This is a genomic window from Sphingopyxis sp. P1IMeth2, assembly GCF_900185685.1.
GTDB lineage: Bacteria > Pseudomonadota > Alphaproteobacteria > Sphingomonadales > Sphingomonadaceae > Sphingopyxis > Sphingopyxis terrae_A.
In genome coordinates this window covers 40138-62593 of record NZ_FYAT01000015.1, presented here as the reverse complement: position 1 = coordinate 62593, position 22456 = coordinate 40138, and the positions used below count along the sequence as shown (strand labels likewise).

19 protein-coding genes are annotated in these 22456 nt (G+C 67.8%); 7 read left to right on the top strand and 12 right to left on the bottom strand.

What is annotated here, in order from left to right; translation table 11 throughout:
• Positions 1 to 35: 35 nt before the first annotated feature.
• Positions 36 to 1682: an ATP-binding cassette domain-containing protein gene (locus tag P1IM2_RS15775; RefSeq protein ID WP_260834178.1), complete on the top strand. Its 1647-nt coding sequence runs from the start codon at positions 36 to 38 to the stop codon at positions 1680 to 1682.
• Positions 1679 to 3274, top strand: a complete 1596-nt coding sequence (locus P1IM2_RS15770; protein WP_186403026.1) for an amino acid ABC transporter ATP-binding/permease protein — start codon at positions 1679 to 1681, stop codon at positions 3272 to 3274. Before P1IM2_RS15775 ends, P1IM2_RS15770 begins: the two co-directional genes overlap by 4 nt.
• Here P1IM2_RS15770 and P1IM2_RS15765 read toward each other — a convergent pair.
• From P1IM2_RS15765 to P1IM2_RS15735, 7 genes are all read right to left on the bottom strand, one after another.
• The gene (locus P1IM2_RS15765; RefSeq protein WP_058811338.1) at positions 3271 to 3624 is read right to left on the bottom strand and encodes an ArsR/SmtB family transcription factor; all 354 of its coding nucleotides are present in this window, start codon (positions 3622 to 3624) and stop codon (positions 3271 to 3273) included. The two genes, P1IM2_RS15770 and P1IM2_RS15765, sit on opposite strands and share 4 nt — an antisense overlap.
• Positions 3621 to 4277, bottom strand: a complete 657-nt coding sequence (locus P1IM2_RS15760; RefSeq protein ID WP_186403025.1) for a peroxiredoxin — start codon at positions 4275 to 4277, stop codon at positions 3621 to 3623. The genes P1IM2_RS15765 and P1IM2_RS15760 overlap by 4 nt, the downstream gene beginning before the upstream one ends.
• Positions 4278 to 4355: 78 nt before the next feature.
• Positions 4356 to 5156: a sulfite exporter TauE/SafE family protein gene (locus tag P1IM2_RS15755; protein ID WP_409574543.1), complete on the bottom strand. Its 801-nt coding sequence runs from the start codon at positions 5154 to 5156 to the stop codon at positions 4356 to 4358.
• A 13-nt stretch (positions 5157 to 5169) separates the two neighbouring features.
• On the bottom strand, positions 5170 to 6093 hold the full coding sequence (locus P1IM2_RS15750) for an MBL fold metallo-hydrolase (RefSeq protein WP_186403024.1): 924 nt from the start codon (positions 6091 to 6093) through the stop codon (positions 5170 to 5172).
• Positions 6094 to 6171: 78 nt separating this feature from the next.
• Positions 6172 to 7437, bottom strand: a complete 1266-nt coding sequence (locus P1IM2_RS15745; RefSeq protein WP_058811341.1) for a TolC family protein — start codon at positions 7435 to 7437, stop codon at positions 6172 to 6174.
• Positions 7434 to 7637, bottom strand: a complete 204-nt coding sequence (locus P1IM2_RS15740; protein ID WP_003044352.1) for a DUF2892 domain-containing protein — start codon at positions 7635 to 7637, stop codon at positions 7434 to 7436. The genes P1IM2_RS15745 and P1IM2_RS15740 overlap by 4 nt, the downstream gene beginning before the upstream one ends.
• 14 nt (positions 7638 to 7651) lie before the next feature.
• Positions 7652 to 8929, bottom strand: a complete 1278-nt coding sequence (locus P1IM2_RS15735) for an NAD(P)/FAD-dependent oxidoreductase (protein WP_186403023.1) — start codon at positions 8927 to 8929, stop codon at positions 7652 to 7654.
• Positions 8930 to 9122: 193 nt separating this feature from the next.
• Between P1IM2_RS15735 and P1IM2_RS15730 the strand changes: the two genes are divergently transcribed.
• Genes P1IM2_RS15730 through P1IM2_RS15710 form a run of 5 tightly spaced genes read left to right on the top strand, consistent with a single transcriptional unit; the run spans position 9123 to position 15851 of the window.
• Positions 9123 to 9461, top strand: a complete 339-nt coding sequence (locus P1IM2_RS15730) for a rhodanese-like domain-containing protein (protein WP_062902285.1) — start codon at positions 9123 to 9125, stop codon at positions 9459 to 9461.
• A 2-nt stretch (positions 9462 to 9463) separates the two neighbouring features.
• On the top strand, positions 9464 to 10528 hold the full coding sequence (locus P1IM2_RS15725) for an efflux RND transporter periplasmic adaptor subunit (protein WP_186403022.1): 1065 nt from the start codon (positions 9464 to 9466) through the stop codon (positions 10526 to 10528).
• Complete coding sequence (locus P1IM2_RS15720; protein WP_186403021.1) at positions 10525 to 13743, top strand: efflux RND transporter permease subunit; 3219 nt, start codon at positions 10525 to 10527, stop codon at positions 13741 to 13743. The genes P1IM2_RS15725 and P1IM2_RS15720 overlap by 4 nt, the downstream gene beginning before the upstream one ends.
• Positions 13740 to 14057 (top strand): ArsR/SmtB family transcription factor, encoded by a 318-nt coding sequence (locus tag P1IM2_RS15715; RefSeq protein WP_062766819.1) that lies wholly within the window; start codon positions 13740 to 13742, stop codon positions 14055 to 14057. The genes P1IM2_RS15720 and P1IM2_RS15715 overlap by 4 nt, the downstream gene beginning before the upstream one ends.
• Positions 14058 to 14096: 39 nt before the next feature.
• Positions 14097 to 15851, top strand: a complete 1755-nt coding sequence (locus P1IM2_RS15710; protein ID WP_186403020.1) for a chloride channel protein — start codon at positions 14097 to 14099, stop codon at positions 15849 to 15851.
• A 195-nt stretch (positions 15852 to 16046) separates the two neighbouring features.
• Here P1IM2_RS15710 and P1IM2_RS15705 read toward each other — a convergent pair whose 3' ends face one another.
• From P1IM2_RS15705 to P1IM2_RS15685, 5 genes are all read right to left on the bottom strand, one after another.
• The gene (locus P1IM2_RS15705; protein ID WP_186403019.1) at positions 16047 to 16898 is read right to left on the bottom strand and encodes a MaoC family dehydratase N-terminal domain-containing protein; all 852 of its coding nucleotides are present in this window, start codon (positions 16896 to 16898) and stop codon (positions 16047 to 16049) included.
• Positions 16898 to 18493, bottom strand: a complete 1596-nt coding sequence (locus P1IM2_RS15700) for an acyl-CoA dehydrogenase family protein (RefSeq protein WP_186403018.1) — start codon at positions 18491 to 18493, stop codon at positions 16898 to 16900. The genes P1IM2_RS15705 and P1IM2_RS15700 overlap by 1 nt, the downstream gene beginning before the upstream one ends.
• 142 nt (positions 18494 to 18635) lie before the next feature.
• Positions 18636 to 19850, bottom strand: a complete 1215-nt coding sequence (locus tag P1IM2_RS15695) for an acetyl-CoA C-acetyltransferase (protein WP_186403017.1) — start codon at positions 19848 to 19850, stop codon at positions 18636 to 18638.
• A gap of 154 nt (positions 19851 to 20004) precedes the next feature.
• Complete coding sequence (locus P1IM2_RS15690) at positions 20005 to 21201, bottom strand: CoA transferase (protein WP_186403016.1); 1197 nt, start codon at positions 21199 to 21201, stop codon at positions 20005 to 20007.
• 79 nt (positions 21202 to 21280) lie between these two features.
• A complete protein-coding gene (locus P1IM2_RS15685; RefSeq protein WP_186403015.1) occupies positions 21281 to 22450 on the bottom strand; it encodes an acyl-CoA dehydrogenase family protein in 1170 nt (389 codons plus the stop codon).
• Positions 22451 to 22456 lie beyond the last annotated feature (6 nt).

Sequence of the window (22456 nt, the reverse complement as noted above, 5' to 3'; positions counted from 1 at the left end):
TTTAATGAATATGGGAATGTGTGAATATTAGAAAAATGTCAAGTAGAGATAACGCCACATCTGCAGCACCCGCCGCCAGCCGCGGTGCCTTGGCCGCTTGGCTTGGCGATGCCGTTGCCGCGGTGCTCTTCGCGCTCGCGCTCGCGCAATTGCTGGCGCTTCACGTTGCGCGCGACCTTCGCGGCGGCGGAGGGGGCGACGCGGGATTCGGCATTGCGGGCTGGGCGTGGATGCTGCTGCTGGTTGGCGCGGCGCTGGCACGCGGCGCTTTGCAGGGCGGCGCCTTTGCGATCGGCCTGCGCCACGCCGCGCGCTTTGCCGCCGAGCTGCGCGCGCGGGTCGCGCCCGCGCTCATGGTGAGCGCGGCGGGGCGCGGACGCCTGATCGGTGAAGATGCCGAACTGGCGGTGACCGCGATCGACCGCATCGAGCCCTATGTTGCGCGTTTCCTGCCGCTGCGCCGTGCCGCGATGCTTTCCCCGCTGCTGATCGCGCTGGCGGCGCTGCCCGCAAGCAGCTTCGCCGCGGCGATCTTGTTCGGCACGCTGCTGCCCTTCGCGATCGGCATGGCGCTCGCCGGCAGCGCCGCGGCGCGGGCGAGCGAGGCGCAATTGGGGGCGCTGTCGCGGCTCGGCGGCTTGTTCGTCGACCGGGTTCGCGCGCTGCCGCTGATCCTTTCCTATGGCGCCGAGGATCGCGTCACGCGGCAGATCGGCGGGGCGGCGCGCGATCTGGCGGAACGGACGCTGGGCGTGCTGCGCATCGCCTTTGCATCGAGCGCGATCCTCGAATTTTTCAGCGCGCTCGCGGTCGCGCTCGTCGCGGTCTATTGCGGCTTTTCGCTGCTCGGCCTGCTGCCCTTTCGCGCGCCCGAAAGCCTCGACTTCGCCGAAGCCTTTTACGTTCTTGCGCTCGCGCCCGAATTTTATCTCGGCATGCGCCGCCTTGCGGCCGCCTATCACGACAAGCAGCAAGGCGAAGCGGCGCTGGCGGCGCTTGCCGCCGCGGAGGCGCCGATGGCCGGTCACGCAGTCGCGCCGCGGTTACGCGGCGCACCGGCGGCTCTGGTGGTCGATGCGTTGGTCGTTCGGCACCCCGAAGGCGCGGCGATCGGACCGATCAGCGCGCGCTGGACCGGCTCCGGCCTTCACCTGATCGTTGGGCCGAGCGGATCGGGCAAGACCAGTCTGCTCCGCGCGCTGATCGGGCAGGTGCCCGTCGAGTCGGGGCGCCTTTACGCCGACGATGCCGCGATCGACCCACGCGCGCTCGCCCGGCTGTGCGGTTGGGCGGGTCAGCGGCCCTTGCTGATGCCCGGGAGTCTCCGCGCCAATCTTCTCGTCGGAGTGGCGAATGCGCGCGATGCTGCGATCATTGCCGAACTTGACGCGCTCGGTCTTTCGGCGCTGATTACCGCGCGCGGCGGCGGGATCGACTGGGTTGTCGATGACCGCGGCAGCGGGTTGTCGGGCGGCGAACGGCGGCGGATCGGGCTGGCGCGCGCGCTGCTGTCGCCCCGCCCGCTGCTGCTGCTCGACGAGCCGACTGCCGACCTCGACGCCGCGAGTGCCGCGCGCGTCGTCGTGGTGTTGCAGGCCGCTGCGACGACCCGAACGATCGTCGCGGCGACGCACGATCCGGCGCTGATCGGTGCGGCGGACAGCGTGGTGGAAATCGGATGATCGCGGCATTGCTCCGATCCGCGCGCGCGGGCCAGCGCCGCGCGGTGTTGCTCGGCATGGCGGCAGCTGCGGTCGCTGCGCTGTCGGCGATCGGCCTGCTCGCGGTGTCGGGCTGGTTCCTGACCGGTGCGGCGATTGCCGGCCTGACCGGCGCGGCGGCGGTCAAGGCGTTCAATTATCTGGTGCCCAGCGCCGCCATCCGCGGGCTGGCGATCTTGCGCACGCTGTCGCGCTATGGCGAGCGGCTGTTCAGCCATCAGGCGATGCTGTTTGCCCTTGCCGAGGTGCGTGCCGTGCTGTTTGCGCGGTTGATCGCGGCGCCGCCGGCGACGGCGCTTCTCCACAATCGCGGCGATGTCGCGGCGCGGCTTGGCGGCGACGTCGAAACGCTGGAGGAGGCGCTGCTGCGCACGACGTTGGTGCCGTCGGGCATCGCAACGCTCGCGGGGACGATGCTGTTGATGGCACTCGCGGGCTGGGCTGCTGCAGCGGCCTTGCTGGGCGCAGCGGGGGCAAGTTTTGCAGTCGCGCGCCGGATCGGGCGCGACCGGATCGCGCCCGCGCTCGACGCCGAAAGCGCAGCGCTCGGTGCGCTCAAGCGATGCTATGTCGAACTCGCCGCCGGGGGCGACGATATTGCGGTCTATGGGCTTGCCGCCGACGTGCGCGCGGCAATCGCGGCGGCCGAAGCGCCGCTCCACAGCGCCCGCGCGGCGATGGCCGGCGCCGACACGCTGGTGTCGATCGTGCATTGGGGGCTGACCGGTGCGGCGGTGGCCGCGATCGTCGCGCTGTCGCCCGCTAGCGCCCCGGTTGTCGCGCTCGCAGCGCTTGCTGCGACCGCCGCGATGGAGATCGTCGGCGGCCTCGCCCGGCTCGACATTCAACGCTGGAAGAGCCGCGGTGCGCGCGCGCGGCTCGATGCGATGTTTCCGGACGCCGCCGCCCCGGCGAGCGACGGCGCGCCGGCGCAGCCGATCGTCGAACTGACGGTTGCGGGCGCCCTGCACCGCATTGTTCCGGGCGACCGCGTTCTGCTCGCCGGGCGGTCGGGGAGCGGCAAGACGCGGTTGCTCGAAACGCTGACGGGGCTGCGCGACGATGCGCCCGAAGATGTGCGGATCGGCGGATTGCATGCGGCAGGCTTGCCGCTCGCGGCGCGGCGGTCGCTGTTCGCGCTCGCGGCGCAGGATGCGGCGATGATTGCGGGCAGTGTGGCCGACAATCTGTCGCTCGCACGGCCGGGCATCACGCGCGACGAGATGCAGGCGGCGCTGACCGTTGCCTGCCTTGACGATGTCGTTGCGCAATTGCCCGGTGGGCTCGACTGCTGGCTGGGCGACGACGGCGCGCGGCTGTCGGGCGGACAGCGCAAACGGCTGTCGCTGGCGCGAGCGCTGCTGGCGCAGCGGCCGTTCCTGCTGCTCGACGAACCGAGCGAAGGGCTCGACAGCGCGACCGAGGCGCGGCTGATCGTGCGGCTGGGCGAGTGGTTTACGGAGACGGGAAGCGGGTTGATCCTCGTCAGCCACCGCCCCGCGATGCGGGCGCTTGCCACGCGGCAGATCGAGATCGACGGGGATCGGGGCTAGCGCAAAATTCTCGCGAAATGGGCGGCGCTGGCGGAGGCGTCGCGGGTGCTTGTCGTCGCGGCGGGACTGGCGCCGAACTGGTCGGCGAGCGCGCGGACGGGCGCGAGCGCTTCGGGTTTCAGGCGGTAGAAAATCTGCTTTGCCTCGCGCCGCGTCTCGACGATCCGGGCGTTGCGCAGCACGCCGAGTTGCTGGCTGAGTAATGGCTGGCCGATGCCCGTCGCGCTTTCGATCTGCCCCACGGCAAGCTCCTGATCGCGCACGGCGAAGATCAGCTTGAGCCGCACCGGATGCGCGAGGACGCGCAGCAGTTCGACCAGATCGTCGTCGATGAGCGCCTCACCGGTCATCGCGCCCTGGCATCCTTCGCGAGCGTGTAGAACCAGCCGGTCGGATTGTCGGCCGCGAGCACGCCTTCGGTGGCGAGTTCGGGCGGGACGAGGAGGTCGTCGCCGGGCTGCCAACCCGCGGGCGTCATCGCCGACCCGTCGCTCGTGCGCTGGAGCGCCGCGACGGTGCGCACCATCTCGTCGACCGAGCGGCCGACGGTCAGCGGATAGATGGTCAGCGCACGGACGACGCCGTCGGGATCGATGAAAAAGGCCGCGCGCACCGTCGCGGCGCTGAAGGACTGGGCGTCGACCATGCCGAAAGCGTGCGCGATTTCGAGCGAGGGGTCCTCGACGATCGGAAAGGGGATGGCGACGCCCAAGTCGTCGCGCAGCGCGCGGATCCACGCGAGATGCGAAAAAAGGCTGTCGACCGAATGGGCGAGTAGCGCGCAATCAAGCGCGGCAAAGCGATCGGCTGCGCGTGCGATGGCCAGAAATTCGCTGGTGCAGACAGGGGTGAAATCGCCGGGGTGCGAAAAGAAGAGCAGCCATCGGCCGCGATAATCGCTGAGCCGCACCGGTCCGGCGGTGCTGCGCGCGATGAAATCGGGCGCGGTGTCGCCGATGCGGATCGGGCGCGCAGCGGGCCGGTTGTCGCTGTTGTCGGGCATCGGGATTCCTCTGGGAGCTTCCTCTCGCTCGACAGCGATCATATATAATTCATAATATCGTGTAAATGTGATATGCGCTCAGCTGAGCATGGCCCCCGCGCTGTGGTAGAGCATATAGGCGGCCACGACGAGAACGAGCAGCGCGAACAGCGTGTTGAGCCGTCCGGTTCTGGCCGACAGGCGCTGTGCACCCTTGAGCCCCAGCCAGCTTCCCAGCGCGCCGCCCGCGATGAACAGCCCGGCAAGCTGCCAGTCGACGAGGCCCGACCAGGCATAGTTGGCGGCGGTGGTGAGCCCGAAGGCGGTTACCGCGACCAGCGAGGTGCCGACCGCGTTGATCATCGGCATTCCCGTCGCGGCGACGATGCCGGGGACGATCAGAAAGCCGCCGCCGATGCCGAAAAAGCCGCTGAACGCTCCGCTGCCGAGGCCGTAGCCGAGCAGGCGCGGCGCATTTTCGCGGCTGATCCGCACCGCGGGATCGCCGACCTGGCCGCGTTTGCGCAGCATGATGACCGCGATGACGACCATCAGCAGCGCGAAGAGAAAGAGCAGCTTGGCGCCGTCGAAGCTCTTGCCGAGGGTCGATCCGGCGAAGGCGCCGACGATTCCGGCGCCGGCGAAGGTCAGCCCGCACGGCCAGCGCACATTGCCAGCGCGCGCATGGTTGGTCAGCCCAACCGCCGCATTGGCGGCGACGGCGAGTGCTGCGGTCCCGATCGCGACATGCGGCTGCGGCACCCCGACGAGATAGACCATCAGCGGCACCGCAAGGATCGACCCGCCGCCGCCGACGAGCCCGAGCGTGAAGCCGACGAGCACGCCGGAGAGCGCGCCGAGGATCATCTGGGCGAGGCTGAGCGTCATGGGGTCGGTCATCGCGCGCGCTATCCTACAGCTTATCGAGCGGCAGCTTCAGATATCGGGTGCCGTTCGCTTCGGGTTCGGGGAAATGACCCGCGCGCATATTGACCTGGATCGACGGGAGGATCAGCCGCGGCATCGACAGCGTCTTGTCGCGCGCCTCGCGCATCGCGACGAACTGATCTTCGTCCACGCCTTCGTGGACATGAACGTTGGCGGTGCGCTCGACCGCGATCGTCGTTTCCCAGGCAAAGCTGTCGCGACCCGGCGCCTTGTAATCGTGGCAGAGAAACAGCCGCGTTTCGCCGGGGAGCGACAGCAAGCGCTGGATCGAGCGATAGAGGGTGCGCGCATCGCCGCCGGGAAAGTCGGCGCGCGCGGTGCCATAGTCGGGCATGAACAAGGTATCGCCGGTGAACAGCGCATCGCCGATGATCCACACCATGCACGCCGGCGTGTGGCCGGGGGTGTGGAGCACCATTCCCTCGATCTCACCGAGCATGAAGCGCTCGCCGTCAGCCATCAGCCGGTCGAACTGCGAGCCGTCGCGCGCGAAGCGCTCATCTTCGTTGAAAATGGCGCCGAACACCGTCTGCACCGTTTCGATATGCCGACCGATGACGATCTGGCCGCCGAGCTTCTCCTGCAGATAGGGGGCAGCGGAGAGGTGGTCGGCGTGGGCGTGGGTTTCGATCTGCCATTCGACGGTCAACCCTTCGCGGCGGACATAATCGACGATCGCGTCGGCCGACGCATGGCCGGTGCGGCCCGAAGGCTGGTCGAAATCGAGCACCGAGTCGATGATTGCCGCCTTGCGCGTCGCGGGGTCGTGGACGACGTGCGTCGCGGTGAAGGTCGGTTCGTCGAAGAAGCTTTTGACGACGGGGATACGGCCGGTTGCGCGCGCCTTGTCGATCAGCGCGGCGGCGGAATCGCGGTGAAGGTCGTCCATGCGATCATTCCTTCGTTTAAAATATTAGATAAAACTAATATAGTGAGACGGCGCCGTTTGTCCAGTGGAGGAGGAGGCCTATTCGATACCGCAGAGCAGGCGGAGGCGCCACGCCGCGGTCTGCACCGATGCCTGCGCTTCGGCGAGCCGTGCGGTCGCGGCGATCGCTTCGCGTTCGGCATCGAGCTCGGCGAGCGGCGGGCGGGCGCCCGAGCGCACTTCGAGGCGGGTGCCGCGCAGCGCTTCGCGCGCCGCGGCGTCGCCATCGCGCGCGGCATCGAGCGCGCGTTCGGCGCTGTCTAGCCCGCTCCACGCCTCGATCACCGCCTGGGTGACGTCGTCGCGCGCCTGACGCAGCCGCGCTTCGCTGGCCGAGAGTTTCGATTGCGCCTCGCGGACGCGCGCGCTGCCCGCGCCGCTGTCGAAGAAGGTCCAGCGCCCGCGCAGCCCGACGGTGACGCTATCGGCGCGATAGTCAGGGAAGAATTGGTCGCGGATCCGCGCGCCCTCGGCAAAGACGCCGAGCTGCGGGCGGTTGGTCGCCTTGGCGGCGCGTACCCCCGCGGCAGCGCCGTCGACCCCGGCATCGGCCTGCGCGAGCAGGACATTCGCGGCGACGGCGGCCTCGACCGCTTCGCCAAGCGTCGCGGGAACCTCGGGGCGCGGGGGCAGGGGGGCGAGATCGCCGACAGGCTTGCCGGTCAGCCGCTCGAGGCGGGCGAGCGCGGCGGTGAGGCGGCCCTGGGCCTGGACGAGACCGGCCTGTCCCTCGGCGCGGCGTGCCTTCGCCTGGGCGACCTCGCTGCTCGTCGCATCGCCGACGTCGTAGCGCAGGCCGGTATGACGAACGATCTCGCCCAGCGCATCGACGAGCTTGCCATAGCTCGCGACAAGATCGCGCGCGGTGAGCACTTCGGCATAGGCGCCGACAGTCGCGAGGGTCAGATTCTGGCGCGCCATATCCTTGCCAAGCGTCGCGGCGCGGCTGCCCGCTGCGGCCTGATCGATCGCGGCGCTGATCCGTCCACCGGCGTAGAGCGGGTATTCGCCGACCAGTTGCACGGCGCTGGGGGTCACGCTTTGCGCGGTCAGGCCGAAATAGCCGCCGGGGTCGAGCCGGCCGGTGCCGACGCTGCCCTCGACACTGGCGGTGGGACCGGCGGCGGCGCGCGCCTGTGCAAGCCGCGCGGCGGCGGCATCGGCATCGGCAGCCGCCGCTTCGAGCGCGGGCGAGTGCGCGCGCGCGTCGGCGATGGCGGTCGCCAAATCCTGCGCCGCCGCGGGGTGCGGCAGCGCGAGTGCAGCAAGGCATGCCGCCGTCAGCAGGGTCGCGGCGCGCTTCACTTAAAGGCGGCTCCCTGCCGCACGCCGAGACGCTTGAAAATGGCCGCCGCGGGACAGAAGCCGGTGAAGCTTGCCTGGATCATGTTGAGCCCGGCAAAGGCGGCGAGTCCGATCCACCAGGGATGGACGAACCAGGCGAGCAGCACGCTCGTCAGCACGACGACGCCCGCGAAGCGCAAAACGGCACGATCGAGGTTCATGGGTCTTCCTTTCGTCAGAAGCGGAGTTTCTTGATCCCGAGCGCATGCATCGCGAGCTTTTCGTAAAAGGGCTCGCTCTCGCCCTTGCGGACCTTGCGCAGGAAATATTTTTCGAAGCCGATCTTCGCGAGATGGACCCATTTGCCCGACGACGACCAGTTGAGGTTGCGCGGCGGGATCTGCGGCTGCGCGACAAAGGCAACGCCGCCGTCGCCGAAGTCGGCGAGGCAGACGGCGTTCCACGTCGCCTCATGCTTCGGCGGCTGACCGGCGAGTTCGAGTTTCAGATTCTGCGCGATCGCGGTGACCATCGATTCGATCATGAAGCCCGTCTTGGGCACGCCCACCGGGACCGGGGTCGGGCCGACCGGCGGGATCGCGACGCAGACGCCGAGCGAATAGATGTTGGCGAAGGTCGGATTGCGCTGATGCTTGTCGGCGATGATGAAGCCGCGCGGATTGGTCAGTCCTTCGATGCCGAAGACGGCATCGACGCCGCGAAAGGCGGGTAGCAGCATCGAATAGCCGAAGGGCAGGTCGTGCTTGGCCTTGACGCTGCCGTCCTCGGCGACTTCCTCGACATGCGCCATGCCGGCCTCGAAGCTGGTGACGCGCGCATTGGTGATCCATTTGATGTGACGGTTGCGCAGCTCGCTTTCGAGCAGGCTCTTGGTATCGCCGACGCCATCGAGGCCGAGATGGCCGATATAGGGTTCGGCGGTGACGAAGGTCATCGGCACCCGGTCGCGCAGCTTGCGGCGCTTGAGTTCGGTGTCGAGGATCAGCGCGAATTCATAGGCCGGCCCATAACAGGAGGCGCCCTGTGCGGCGCCGACGACGATCGGCCCCGGATTTTCGCAGAAGCGGTCGAAGGCATCGGCCGCGGCGGCGGCATGATCGGTGGCGCATACCGATACGGTGTTCGCCTCCGGCCCGAAGCCCTCGATCTCGTCGAAGGCGAGTTTCGGCCCGGTCGCGATGACCAGATAATCATAATCGACGAAGGCGCCGTCATTCAGTTCGACCCGATTTTCCTTGGGGTGGACGCGCTTCGCGCCGACCGCGGTGAAATCGATCCCCTTGCGCTTCATGACGGGGGGCAGGTGAACGCAGATCGCTTCGGGTTCGCGCCAGCGGACCGCGACCCAGGGGTTGGAGGGGACGAACCAGTAATTTTCTTGGTCGGAAATCACCATCACCTCGGCCTTGCCCTTGGAAGCCTCCCGTATTTCGTAAGCGGCAATGGTGCCGCCGAGTCCGGCGCCCAGAACGACGATCCGCGGTAACGACATGCTTTCTCTCCTTGTTCCGGCGCTGGCTGGCTCCGGCTTTTTCAAATGGTTCGGTGTGCGGCCAGTTCGGTGAGTCGGACCCGATTGCTGTCGGCATAATATTAGATATTGCGAATATTACAACTAAGTAATATTATCAGTGTCGAAATCTGGCCGCGCCGGTTAGCGTGCCGGTCAACCGAGGAGTTTCGTCATGCTGAGCCTATTCCGCAAACCGCGCCATAAGGAGATTCCCGCACAGCAGCTTGCGGCTTTGCTTGACCAAAAGCGTGCGATTCTGGTCGATGTCCGCGAATCGGACGAATTCGCGAGCGGCCATGTCGCGGGCGCGCTGTCGATGCCGCTGTCGCGGTTTCAGGCGAGCGCGCTTCCGGCGGGCGACAAGCCGGTCATCCTGACCTGCGCCGCGGGTCGCCGTTCGGCGATGGCGCTCGACAAGGCGGCGGCGGGGCGGCCCGACATCGACACCCATCTTGCTGGCGGCATGGGCGCCTGGCGCGCGGCCGGCCTGCCGGTCGTGACGGGGAATTGACGATGCGCCCATCATCCCTGCTCACCTCTGCGCTGCTCAGCGCCGCCCTGTTTGCGGCATCGCTATCGCTCGCCGGCTGTGGCGGCGAGACGACTGCGCCCGCCGAAAAGAGCGCGGCCGTGACGGGCGAAAGGCTGGCGTTGCAGCCGGTGACGATCACCGACTGGAAGGATGTTGGCGCGCTGGTAACGAGCGTCGACATGGCCGACGCCCGCGCGCGCATTCCCGGCATCCTCGATAGTCTGAGTGTTCGCGAAGGCGACATGGTGCGCAAGGGACAGGTGATCGGCCGCGTCGTCGACAGCCGCCTCGGCTATGAAGGCGCGGCCTATGGCGCACAGGCGGCGGCGGCCCAAGCGCAGGCCGCACAGGCCGATGCCGAGTTGGAGCGCGTGCGCTACCTCCATGCCAATGGCGTCTATGCGCAGGCGCGGCTCGATCAGGCCGAAGCGCAGGCGCGTGCGGCGCGGGCACAGGTTTCGGCGGCGCGGGCGCAGCAATCGGCGGTCGGTGCGGTCGCCGGGCAGGGCGCGGTGGTCGCCCCCTCGGCAGGGCGCGTGCTGATCGCGCAGGTTCCGGCGGGTTCGGCGGTCGCGCCCGGCACGTCGATCGCGACGATCACCTCGGGACCGATGGTCTTGCGCCTCGAACTGCCCGAAACCTTGGCCGACAAGGTTCATGTCGGAAGCGCGGTGCTGGCGACGGGACTTTCGGACGACAAGGGCGCGGCGCCGCCGCGCGCCAGCGTCGGCCGCGTCTATCCCGCGGTCAGCGGCGGGCAGATGTCGGCCGACGTTCCGATCCCCGGACTTGCCAGCACGATGGTCGGTCGCCGCGTCACGGCGCGCGTTGCGGTCGGCGAGCGGCAGGCGCTCGTCGTTCCGCGCCGCTTCGTCGAAACCAGCTATGGCATCGACTATGTGACGATCATCGTCGGCAAGGATGCGACGTCGCGGGTGCCGGTCCAGATCGCGCCGACTGACGATCCGGCGCGGGTCGAGATATTGTCGGGCGCGGGCAAGGGCGACACGCTGATCGCGGTGGCGCGCGGGGCGGCAGGCAAATGAGCCTGGGCCTGTCGGGGCGGCTGACGCGCGCGACGATCCGCAGTCCGCTGACGCCGCTGATGCTGCTCGCCGCCATAATGGTCGGGCTGCTCGCGATCATGACGATCCCGCGCGAGGAGGAGCCACAGATCAGCGTGCCGATGGTCGACCTGATGGTCGCCGCGCCCGGCCTGTCCGCGAGCGATGCCGTGGAACTGATCGGCAAGCCGCTGGAGACGATCGTCAAGAGCGTCGACGGCGTCGAACATGTCTATACCCAGGCCGAAGACGACGGGGTGATGGTCACCGCGCGCTTTCTGGTCGGGTCCGATCCCGACGACGCCGCCATCCGCATCAACGAGCGGCTGTCGGCGAATATGGACAAGCTGCCGCAGGGCATCCAGCCGCCGCAGGTCACGGTGCGCGGAATCAGCGATGTGCCGATCGTGGTGCTGACGCTGTCGCCCAAGGCCGGCGCGCGCGGCGACTGGAACGAGCAGGCGCTGCGGTCGCTCGCCGCCCGGTTGCGGACCGAGGTTGCGAAGGTCGACAATGTCGGCCTGACCTTCATCACCGGCGGGCAGGAGGAACAGCTTCGCGTCGTTCCCGATCCGGCGAGACTCGCCGCGCATGGCGTCTCGCTCGGCGCGCTGATGGACGCGGTGGGACAGGCAAACCGCAGCTTCCCGCTCGGAACGGTGCGCGAAGGCGGCGCGGCGACCGCCGTCGTTGCCGGACAGACGGTCCGCAGCGCCGAGCAACTGGCGACGATCACGGTGCGCGCCGCCAACGGCAATCCCGTCTATCTGCGCGATGTCGCGACGGTCACGCAGGGGCCGGGTGAGGATCAGGCGCGCGCATGGCGCTGGGCCAAGGGCGCGGGCGATCGCTGGTCGATGGCGCGAGCGGTCAGCCTGGCCATCGCGAAGCGTTCGGGGGCGAACGCCGTCAATGTTTCGGACGCTGTGGTCGCGCGGGTCGAGGCGCTGCGCGGCAGCCTGATCCCGCCGGGCGTCGAGGTCGCGGTGACGCGCAATTATGGCGAAAGCGCCAATGAAAAGGCGAACGAGCTGATCTTCCACCTCGGACTCGCGACGGTGTCGATCGTCATTCTGATCGGCTTCGCGATCGGCTGGCGCGAGGCGGGGGTGACGGCGGTGGTTATCCCGACCACGATCCTGCTCACCATGTTCGCGTCGAACATCATGGGCTTCACGATCAACCGCGTCAGCCTGTTCGCGCTGATCTTTTCGATCGGCATCCTGGTCGATGACGCGATCGTGATGATCGAGAATATCGCGCGCCACTGGGCGATGGGCGACGGGCGCAGCCGGATCGACGCGACGGTCGATGCAGTCGCCGAGGTCGGCAATCCGACGATCATCGCGACGCTGACCGTCGTCGCGGCGCTGCTTCCCATGCTGTTCGTATCGGGACTGATGGGCCCCTATATGGCGCCGATCCCGATCAACGCCTCGGCGGCGATGCTCTTTTCCTTCTTCGTCGCGGTGATCATCGCGCCGTGGCTGATGGTGCGCTTTGCGCGCGATACGCTGGCGCAGGGGGCGCACGACCATGCGGGCGGGGGCAAGCTCGGCGCGCTCTATGGCCGCGTCGCCATCCGCGTGATCCGCGATCGCAAGAGCGCGCGCAATTTCCTGATTGCCGTCGGCGCCGCGACGCTCGTCGCCTGCTCGATGTTCTATTTCAAGGCGGTGACGGTGAAGCTGCTGCCCTTCGACAACAAGTCGGAGGTGCAGCTTGTCCTCGACATGCCCGAGGGCACGTCGCTCGAGACGACGGGGCGCACGCTCGACGCCGCCGCCGCGGTGGTGCGGGAGATTCCCGAGGCGCGGTCGATGGAGGCCTATGCGGGCACCTCGGCGCCGTTCAATTTCAACGGCCTCGTGCGGCACTATTTCCTGCGCAATCGGCCCGAGATGGGCGACTTGATGGTGACGCTGGCGCCCAAGGGCGAGCGCGACCGGTCGAGCCACGCCATTGCGCTCGATCTGCGCCAGCGGCTGAAGAAAGCGCTGCCGCTGCCCGCCGGTGGGTCGATCAAGGTCGTCGAAACCCCGCCGGGACCGCCGGTGCTCGCGACGCTGCTCGCCGAAATATACGGCCCCGACGAGGTGACGCGGCGCAAGACCGCCGCGCAGGTCGAGGCGCTGTTCCGCACCGTCCCCTATGTGGTGGATGTCGACAACAGTTTCGGCGTCCCGCGCCCGCGGCTGCGGCTGATACCCGATCGGGCGCGGATGGACGCCTATGGCATTTCGGAGCGCCAGCTTTTCGACAGTATCGGCGCGCTGCTGGGCGGGCAGACCGTCGGCTATGCGCCGCGCGGCGACGGGCGCGATCCGCTGCCGATCCGCATCGCGCTCGATCAGTCGCAGCGCAGCTGGAGCGCCGACCTTGCCGCGACGCCGGTTGCGACGATGGGACCGGGCGGGCGGCTCGTCCAGCTCGGCGAGATCGTCGATGCGCGCGAGGAGGCGGGATCACCCGCGCTGTTCCGCCGCAACGGCCGCGCCGCCGATATGGTCACCGCCGAACTGGCGGGCGAATATGAAGCCCCCATCTATGGCATCTTCGCGGTCGACGATGCGATCGAGGCGTTCGACTGGAAGGCGCACGGGATGGAAAAGCCGGTGGTCCGCTTCAATGGTCAGCCCGACGATGAACAGGTGCCGACCCTGCTGTGGGACGGCGAGTGGGAGATTACCTGGGTGACCTTCCGCGACATGGGCGCGGCCTTCATGGTTGCGCTGCTGGGCATCTATGTCCTGGTCGTCGGGCAGTTCCGCAATTTCAAGATTCCGCTCGTCATCCTGACGCCGATCCCGCTGACGCTCGTCGGTATCGTGCTGGGGCATATGCTGTTCGGCGCGCCCTTTACTGCGACGTCGATGATCGGCTTCATCGCGCTCGCCGGGATTATCGTGCGCAATTCGATCCTGCTGGTCGACTTCATCAACCATGCGAAGGGCGAGGGCAAACCGCTGCGCGATACGCTGCTCGAAGCGGGGATGATCCGCTTCAAGCCGATCGTGCTGACGGCGGCGGCGGCGATGATCGGGGCGGCGACGATCCTGACCGACCCGATCTTTCAGGGCCTTGCGATTTCGCTGCTCTTCGGACTCGCCTCCTCGACACTGCTCACCGTGCTCGTTATTCCCGCGATTTACATCGTCCTGCGCGACGATGGCCGTGAAGGAACCCTCTCCCCATGACCAAGCCGACCGACCTTTCGATCCTGAAACGCGATGCGCGCGAGATGGCCGACTATTTGAAGCTGCTCGCGCATCCCGAGCGGCTGCTGATGCTGTGCCAGATGGACGAGCGCGAAGTGTCGGTCGGCGAACTCACCGAACTCAGCGGGCTGTCGCAATCGGCGGTGTCGCAGCATCTGGCGCGCTTTCGCGACCAGGGCATCGTGTCGGCGCGCGGCGAGGCGCAGACGCGCTATTACAGCCTGTCCGACGCCAAGATGCAGCGAATCATCGCGGCGCTGTGCGAGGCATGTCACGGGCACGAAGCGGCTTAACACTTGACCCGGAGCCGCCGCCGCGCTTGGAGCGCCGACGTGTTCCGGATACGCAAAACCCGTCTGCTGATCGCCGCCGCGCGGCAACGCCGGCGGCTGCGCGAGAGCGAAGCCGCGTTCATCCTGCTCGCCGCGCTGGCGGGGCTGGCGGCTGGGGTGCTGACCAACATCCAGCAATTTCTGGCGCATGGCATCCAGCAGCTTCTTTACGGCGTCACGATCAACCGGCTGAGCGCGCTCGGCGAGATCCATCATCCATGGAAGCTGGTCGCGCTGCCCATCGGCGGCCTTCTGCTCGTCCTGCTCGCGCGCGGCCTGCGCAACCGCAAGCGCATGCCCGTCGACGTGGTCGAGGCAAACGCGCTGCACGGCGGACGCATTCCCTTTGCCGACAATCTGGTGATCGCGTCGCAGACGATCATTTCGAACGGTGCGGGCGCGTCGGTGGGGCTCGAGGCCGCCTATGCGCAGATGGGCGGCGGCTTCGCCTCGCAGCTCGGCCAGTGGTTCGCACTGCGCCGCAACGATCTGCGCACGCTGGTCGGCGCCGGGGCGGGCGGGGCGATCGGCGCGGCCTTCGGCGCCCCGCTGACCGGCGCCTTCTATGCGTTCGAGATCGTCATCGGCAATTATCCCCCCGCCGCGATCGCCCCGGTGATGGTCGCGGCGCTGTCGGCCGTGTTCGTCAGCCGCGCGCTCGGCGTCGATCCCTATCTGATCGCGACGACCGTCGACCGCGCTTTTTCGACCGCCGACTATCTTGCCTATGCGTTGCTCGGGCTGGTTGCCGCGCTGTTCGGCATCCTCATCATGCGGCTCGTTACCTTCGCCGAAATTCGCGTTCAGGGATGGCAACGGATCGCAGGCTGGCGGCCACTCATCGGCGGCTTGCTGCTGATCCCCTTGGCGCTGGTGTCGCCGCAGACGCTGTCGGCGGGGCATGGCGCGCTGCACCTCGATCTGGTGTTGCGCCCGGCGCTGTCCTTCCTCGCCATCGTGCTGCTGCTCAAGATCGCGGCGTCGGTCGTGTCGCTCAGCTTCGGCTTTCGCGGCGGGCTGTTCTTTGCCTCGCTGTTCCTGGGGTCGCTGATCGGACAGATCTTCGCGGGCCTCGTCAACATGAGCCCCCTCGGCATCGCACTCGATCCCAATGACGCGGCGCTGGTCGGCATGGCGGCGCTCAGCGTCTCGGTCGTCGGCGGGCCGATGACGCTCGCGGTGCTGATGCTCGAGACGACGCATGATTTCGCGCTGATGGGCGTGGTGCTGACCGCGACGCTGGTGTCGAGCGCGCTGACGCGCGAATGGTTCGGCTACAGCTTCTCGACCTGGCGCCTGCATTTGCGCGGCTCGAAGATCCGCAGTCCGCGCGACATCGGCCGGTTGCTGACGCTCACCGCCGGACGGATCATGCGCACCGACTGGACCGCCGTCCCCGCCGCCATGACCGTCGCCGATTTCCGCCTGCGCGTGCCGCTCGGTTCGACGGCCAAGGCCGTACTCACCGATGGCGAGGGCCGCTATGGCGGGATCGTCGTCACAGCCGCGGCCTATCATCCCGACATTGCGGGCGATGCCCCGATCGCCAGCCTTGCGACGCTGACCGACGACACGCTGCACCCCGCAACCGGGGTCGAGGCGATGATCGCAGCCTTCGATGCCGCCTCGGCCGATGAACTGGCGGTGGTCGACGATGGCGGAAAGGTGATCGGCGTCGTCACCGAAAAACATGCACGGCGCCGCTATTTCGAAGCGCTCGAAGAGGCGCAGCGCGATCTGTTCGGCGAAAGCTGAAAAATTTGCGCCGACGGATGGGGCCGCCGGCGCACCTCCCTAAGGGGGGAGGGAGAGGATAACGGAGTATCGTGCTTTGCCTTGCCGCTGTGGGCGTAATTGGCCGGCGGCGCGCCTGCGCTGCGCCGAAACGCGATTATCGCGCGACAAAGGTTGCGGGAGATAGCGCGGGAGGCCGGGGGCGCCGCGCCTGAGTTAGCGGGCGGCGCTCGCCGCCATCACCTGCCGCCCGTCGCTCGCGAAAGCCCCAAGAACGATATCGTCGCCGTCGCCGCGCAGCGCCAGATGCAATTGCTCGCCGCAGATCGCCGGAGACGTGCCGCGGAAATCGAAGCGGGTGAGGGCGTTGTCGCCGAAATGGCGTTGCGCGAGGTCGAGGAGGAGCGTTGCGGTGAGCGGGCCGTGGACGACGAGGCCGCGATAGCCCTCTTCTTCGGTCGCATAAGGCAGGTCATAGTGGATGCGGTGGCTGTTGAAGGTCAACGCCGAGTAGCGGAACAGCAGCGCCTCCGACGGCACAAGCATCCGGTGCGCGTCCCAGCCCCCGGGATCGAAGCGGCCCTCGCCCGGCGGCGGCGGGGCTGGTGGGGCGCCGCCGGGCGCGGGTTCGCGGAAAACGATGGTCTGCGTCTCGCGCACCGCGAGTTCGCCGTCGCCATGCGTTTCGTGCGCGATCTGGGCAAAGACGAGCGCGCCGCTGCCGCCCTGCTTTTCGGTGATCGCGGCGACGCGCGAGCTGCGCATTACCCTCTGGCCGGGGCGCAGGGGATTGAGGAATTCGACCTTGCTTGCGGCCCACATGCGGCGCGGGAGGGGGATGGGGGGCAGGAAGCTGTCGTCGCTATCCTCGCGCACGGGGTGGCCATCGGCGCCGAGGATCGCCGTCGGCGCGTCGGGGAGGCAGAGGCACCAGTGATAGGCCTGCGGGACGCTGCCGTCGGCGGGCGCAGAGCGGTCGAGCGTCGCGAGCCAGCGCTTCACCGCGCCCGGCTCGACATGATCGTGGCGGATATCCTCGCGGCCGATCCAGGCGCTCCAATCATTCATCAATTGCGTCCTCCGGTCAGCCCGCGCGCGATAACCTGCGCCTGAATCTCGGCCGCGCCCTCGAAGATGTTGAGGATGCGCGCATCGCAGAGCACCCGGCTGATCTCATATTCAAGTGCATAGCCGTTGCCGCCGTGGATTTGCAGCGCGGCGTCGGCGTTCGCCCAGGCGGCGCGCGCGCCGAGCAGCTTTGCCATACCGGCTTCGATGTCACAGCGTTTGCCGCTATCCTTCGCGCGCGCAGCGGCGTAGCTGAGTTCGCGCGCCATGACGAAATCGACGAGGCTCATTGCGAGCTTGTCCGACACGCGCGGGAAATGGACGATCGCCTTGCCGAACTGCTTGCGGGTGCGCGCATAGTCGAGCCCGAGTTCGAGCGCGCGGCGCGCGACACCGACCGCGCGCGCGGCGGTCTGGATGCGGGCGCCCTCGAAGGTGCGCATCAGCTGCTTGAAGCCTTGCCCCTCCTCGCCGCCGAGCAGCGCGTCGGCGGGTGCGGTCATGGCGTCGAATTGCAATGCATATTCGCGCATCCCGCGATAGCCGAGCACTTCGATCTCGCTGCCGGTCATGCCGGCGGCGGGGAAGGGATCGGCCTCGGTCCCGCGCGGCTTGGGGACGAGCAGCATCGACAGGCCCGCATAGCCTTTCGCGTCGGGCAGCGTGCGCGCGAGCAACGTCATCAGGTCCGAACGCGCGGCGTGGGTGATCCAGTTCTTGGCGCCGTCGATGACCCAATGGTCGCCCTCGCGCCGCGCCCTGGTCTGCAACGAGCCGAGGTCCGAGCCGACGTCGGGTTCGGTGAACACCGCGGTGGGCAGGATTTCGCCGCTGGCGATCCGCGGCAGCCATTCGGCCTTCTGCGCATCGGTGCCGCCATGAACGATCAACTCGCCCGCGATCTCGGACCGGGTGCCGAGCGAACCGGTACCGATCCAGCCGCGCGATAGTTCCTCGGTAACGATGCACATGACGAGCTTGCCGAGGCCGAGGCCGCCAAATTCCTCGGGAATACAGACGCCAAAGGTGCCTAGCTCAGCCATCGCCCGAACCGTCGCATCGGGGATCAGCTCATTGGCGAGGTGCCAGCCATGCGCGTGCGGGATGATCGCGGTGTCGGTGAAGCGGCGATACTGGTCGCGGATCGCGTCGAGGTCGGCGTCGTGGAGCGTCTCGCTTGGCCATTGATTTTCGGCTAGCGCGGCGGCGACCTCGGCGCGGGTGACGGCATGGTCAGCGTCGAGCAGGTTCGCGCAGGCGTCGGCGAGCGTTCGGGCGGCGGCGGCGAGGCCGAGGTCGGCGGGGCGGAAAATCTCGTTCTGGCCCATCGGCAGGCCGCCGGTGAGCTGGCCGATGCTCTCGGCGAAGGCGAGGGTAGCGATCTGCGCGTCGAGCGGGTTTGTGCCCTTGCCCGCCTCGAGCCAGTCGAGCGTCGCTTCGAGCGCTGCGACCGTGGTCGCGACCCATGCGAAGCCGTGCGCCGCGCGCTGCTCGCTGTCGATTGGGGTGGCCGCCAGCCGCTCGGCGAGCGCGGCTTGTGCCGCACCGCGATACGCCTGCGCGGCAATCAGCGCAGCGTTCAGATTAGCAAGCATCACCAAAAATCCGTTCGCCCTGAGCCTGTCGAAGGGTTGTTCTTCGCTTCAACGCGGCGAAGGAAGGACGGTGCTTCGACAAGCTCAGCACGAACGGCTTTTTGCGGAGAGGCCGCTCCAATGTCCATTGGTCGGATATCCTTCAAGCCGCGCGCTCGAAGATCGCGGCGATACCTTGGCCGCCGCCGATGCACATGGTTTCAAGGCCGTAGCGGCCATTCCTGCGAACGAGTTCGCGCGTCAGATTGGCGAGGATGCGGCCGCCGGTCGCGCCGATCGGATGGCCGAGCGAGATGCCCGAGCCGTTGACGTTGAGGATTTCGTTCCGGCTGTCGTCGTCGGACCAGCCCCAGCCCTTGAGCACCGCGAGCACCTGCGGCGCGAAGGCTTCGTTGAGCTCGACGAGGTCGATGTCGCCCCAGCCGAGACCATTGCGCGCGAAGAGGCGTTCGACCGCGGGGACGGGGCCGATGCCCATGCGGCTGGGATCGCAGCCCGCCGCAGCCGAGCTGTGGTACCAGGCGATGGGGGTCAGCCCGAGCTCGTCGAGCTTGTCCTCGGCGACCACGAGGCACGCGGCGGCGGCGTCATTCTGTTGGCTCGCATTGCCCGCGGTGACGACGCCGCCTTCGAGTGCGCGCAATTTGCCCAATGTTTCCATCGTCGCGTCGGCGCGGTAACCTTCGTCGTGGGCGAAGACGACCGGGTCGCCCTTTTTCTGCGGGACCGAGACGGGGACGAGTTCGTCGTCGAACAGACCGTTCGCCCAGGCGGCGGCGGCGCGCTGGTGGCTGCGGACGGCATAGGCGTCGCAGGCCTCGCGGCTGATGTCATAATCCTTGGCGAGATTTTCGGCGGTCTCGATCATCCCGGTGATGACGCCGAAGCGTTCGACGGGCTGCGACATCAGCCGCCCGCGGGTCAGCCGGTCGTGGAGCGTGAGGTTCCCCGCCCGCACGCCCTTGCGGATATCGGTCGAATAATGCTCGACGTTCGACATCGATTCGACGCCGCCCGCGACGACGACGTCGGACATGCCGGTCTGGACCATCATTGCGGCGTTGACGACCGCCTGCAGTCCCGAGCCGCAGCGGCGGTCGAGCTGGTAGCCCGGCACGTCGAGCGGCAGGCCCGCGGCGAGCCACGACCAGTGGCCGATCGCCGGCGCTTCGCCATTGCCATAGCCCTGCGAAAAGACGACGTCATCGACCCGCGCGGGGTCGATCCCGGTGCGCTCCATGAGCGCCTTCAGGATGACCGCGCCGAGGGCGCCGGCGGTCATGGAGGAGAGCGATCCGCCGAACTTGCCGACAGCGGTGCGGATCGGGGCGACGATGGCGGCGCGGCGAAGGGTCATTTTCTAATCTCCAAACATAAATTGCGTGTGCCCCCGCGAAGGCGGGGGTCCATCACCTGCCCTCTCAGCCCTCAGCAACCGCTGGCCGGCATCGCAAGGATCGGATGATGGGCCCCCGCCTTCGCGGGGGCACAGGAAGGGGAAGTGGGGCAATTCAGCCGACACCGACAATCCCCGTATCGATCAGGCGGGCGATTTCGCCCGAGGATAGGGACAGGCAGGCGGCGAGCACTTCCTCGCTATGTTGGCCGTTGAGCGGCGCAGGGCGCGGGGGTTCGCGGTCCGCCTGCGGTATGGTGGCGAAGGCGCCCGCGGCGGGGTAGGCGAAGCCGCTGGGGTTCTGCGCCGCGCCGAAGATCGGGTTGTTCGCGACGAGCGCCGGGTCCTGAACCGCATCGAGCATCGTGCGGTAGGGCGAATGGACGATCCCGCCCGCGTCGAAGGCGGCGGCGAGATCGGCATGGTCGCGGCTCGCGATCGCCTGTTCGAACAGCGGGTAGAGCGCATCGCGGTGGTCGAAGCGGAGGCCATCGTCCTTGGCGAACGAGACGCCGCGTGCATTTTCGATGCTCGCAATGGCCTCGCCGAGGTTCAGCGCGGTGACGAGGTTCGCCCATTGGCGCGGGGTGACGACGACGATCATCGTTCGCTGCCCGTCGCGCGTCACGAAGTCGCGTCCGAAGAGGCCGTAGACCGCGTTGCCGAGCCGCGGGCGGTTTTCGCCCGAATAGAGGACTTCGGCGACACCGCCGAGGTTGGCGACCGTGCCGATCGCGACGTCCGACAGGGGGATGCGGACCTCACCGCCTTCGCCGCTGACGCTGCGCCTCTGGATCGCGGCGAGCAGTGCGAAGGCGGCATAGGCACCGGTGAGCAGGTCCCAGGCGGGCAGGACATGGTTGACCGGTTCGGGCCCCGCGCCGGTCAGCATCGGATAGCCGACGCTGTTGTTGACCGTATAATCAAGCGCGGGCGAGCCGTCGGCCCAGCCCATCACGCGCACGGTGATCAGGTCGGCGCGGCCTTCGGCGAGCGTGTCGTGCGACAGGAAGCCGCCCGCCGGAAAGTTGGTGATGAACTGGCCGGTCGCGCGGACCAGTTGCTGCAGCAACTCGCGCCCCTCTGGCCGGGACAGATCGAGCGCCACCGACTTTTTCGCGCGATTGAGATTCTCCCAATAGAGCGAGTTGTTCTCGGCTGTCACCGGCCAGCGGCGGAAATCGGGGCCGCCACCGATCTGGTCGACGCGGATCACTTTGGCGCCGAATTGTGCGCAATAAAGCCCGGCGGTGGGCGAGGCGACGAAGGAGGAGGCTTCGATCACCGACAGGCCGGAGAGGAGGTTATACATGGCGTGTTCCGTCGTCCCCCGCCGGCGAGATCCCGGCGAAGGCCGGGATGACGATAGGGTGTGAGGCGGCGCTCCACCCTCAATTCGCCGCCGCAAACTCGCGCAGCATATGCTTCGCGATCTGCAGCTGCAGAATCTGCGTCGTGCCTTCGTAGATGCGATAGATGCGGGCATCGCGAAAGAAACGCTCGGCGTCATATTCGGCGAGATAGCCCGCGCCGCCATAGACCTGGACGCAGGCGTCGACGACGCGGCCGCACATTTCGGAGGCGAAGACCTTGAATGCCGCCGCCTTGCGCAGGACATTCTCGCCCGCGTCGGCGCGGCGCGTGACGTCCTCCATCATGCATTCGGCGGCGTAGATATCGATTTCGCTCTGCGCGAGCATCTGCTGGATCAGCTGGAAATTCGCGATCGGTTCGCCGAACGCCTTGCGTTCGGTCGCATAGCGTACCGCGCTGTCGAGCGCGCGGCGGGCGTAGGCGGTGGCCGCGGCGCCGACCGACATGCGGCCGTTGTCGAGGCTCATCATCGCATAGGCAAAGCCTTTGCCGAGCTCACCGCCGAGCAGCGCTTCGCCCCCGACGCGGACATCGTCCATCACGATATCGGCGATGTGGCTGCCCGCCTGGCCCATCTTCTTGTCCGACTTGCCGATCGATACACCAGGGGCATCCATCGGCACGACGAAGGCCGAGACATGGGCGTTCTTCGGCAGATTTTCCTTGCTCGTCCGCGCCATGATCAGGCCGACCTTCGCGAAGGGCGAGTTGGTGATGTAGCGCTTGGTGCCGTTCAAGACCCAGCCGTTGTCGGTCTGCGTCGCGGTGGTCTGAAGCCCCGCCGAGTCCGATCCCGAGCCGGGTTCGGTGAGGCCGAAGCAGGCAATTTCGCCCGCGGCGACGCGCGGCAGCCATTCGGCCTTCTGCGCCTCGGTCCCGCCATTCTTCAGCGCCGAGGCGAACATGCCGATGTTGATCGAGATGATCGATCGGAAGGCCGGCATCGCATAGCTGATGGTGTGGATCGTGCGGATATACTGGCTGACGTTCATCCCCGCGCCGCCAAATTCCTCCGGGATCGTCAGGCCGAAGAGGCCCATGTCGCGCATCTCGGACAGGATATCGTCGGGGATCGCGTCGCTCTCGATGATCGCCTTTTCGGCGGGGAGAAGGCGCTCGCGCACATAGCGCTGAAGCTGTTCGATGAACTGTTCGAAGACGTCCGCGTCCATGCCGGGGTTGCTCATCTTGAA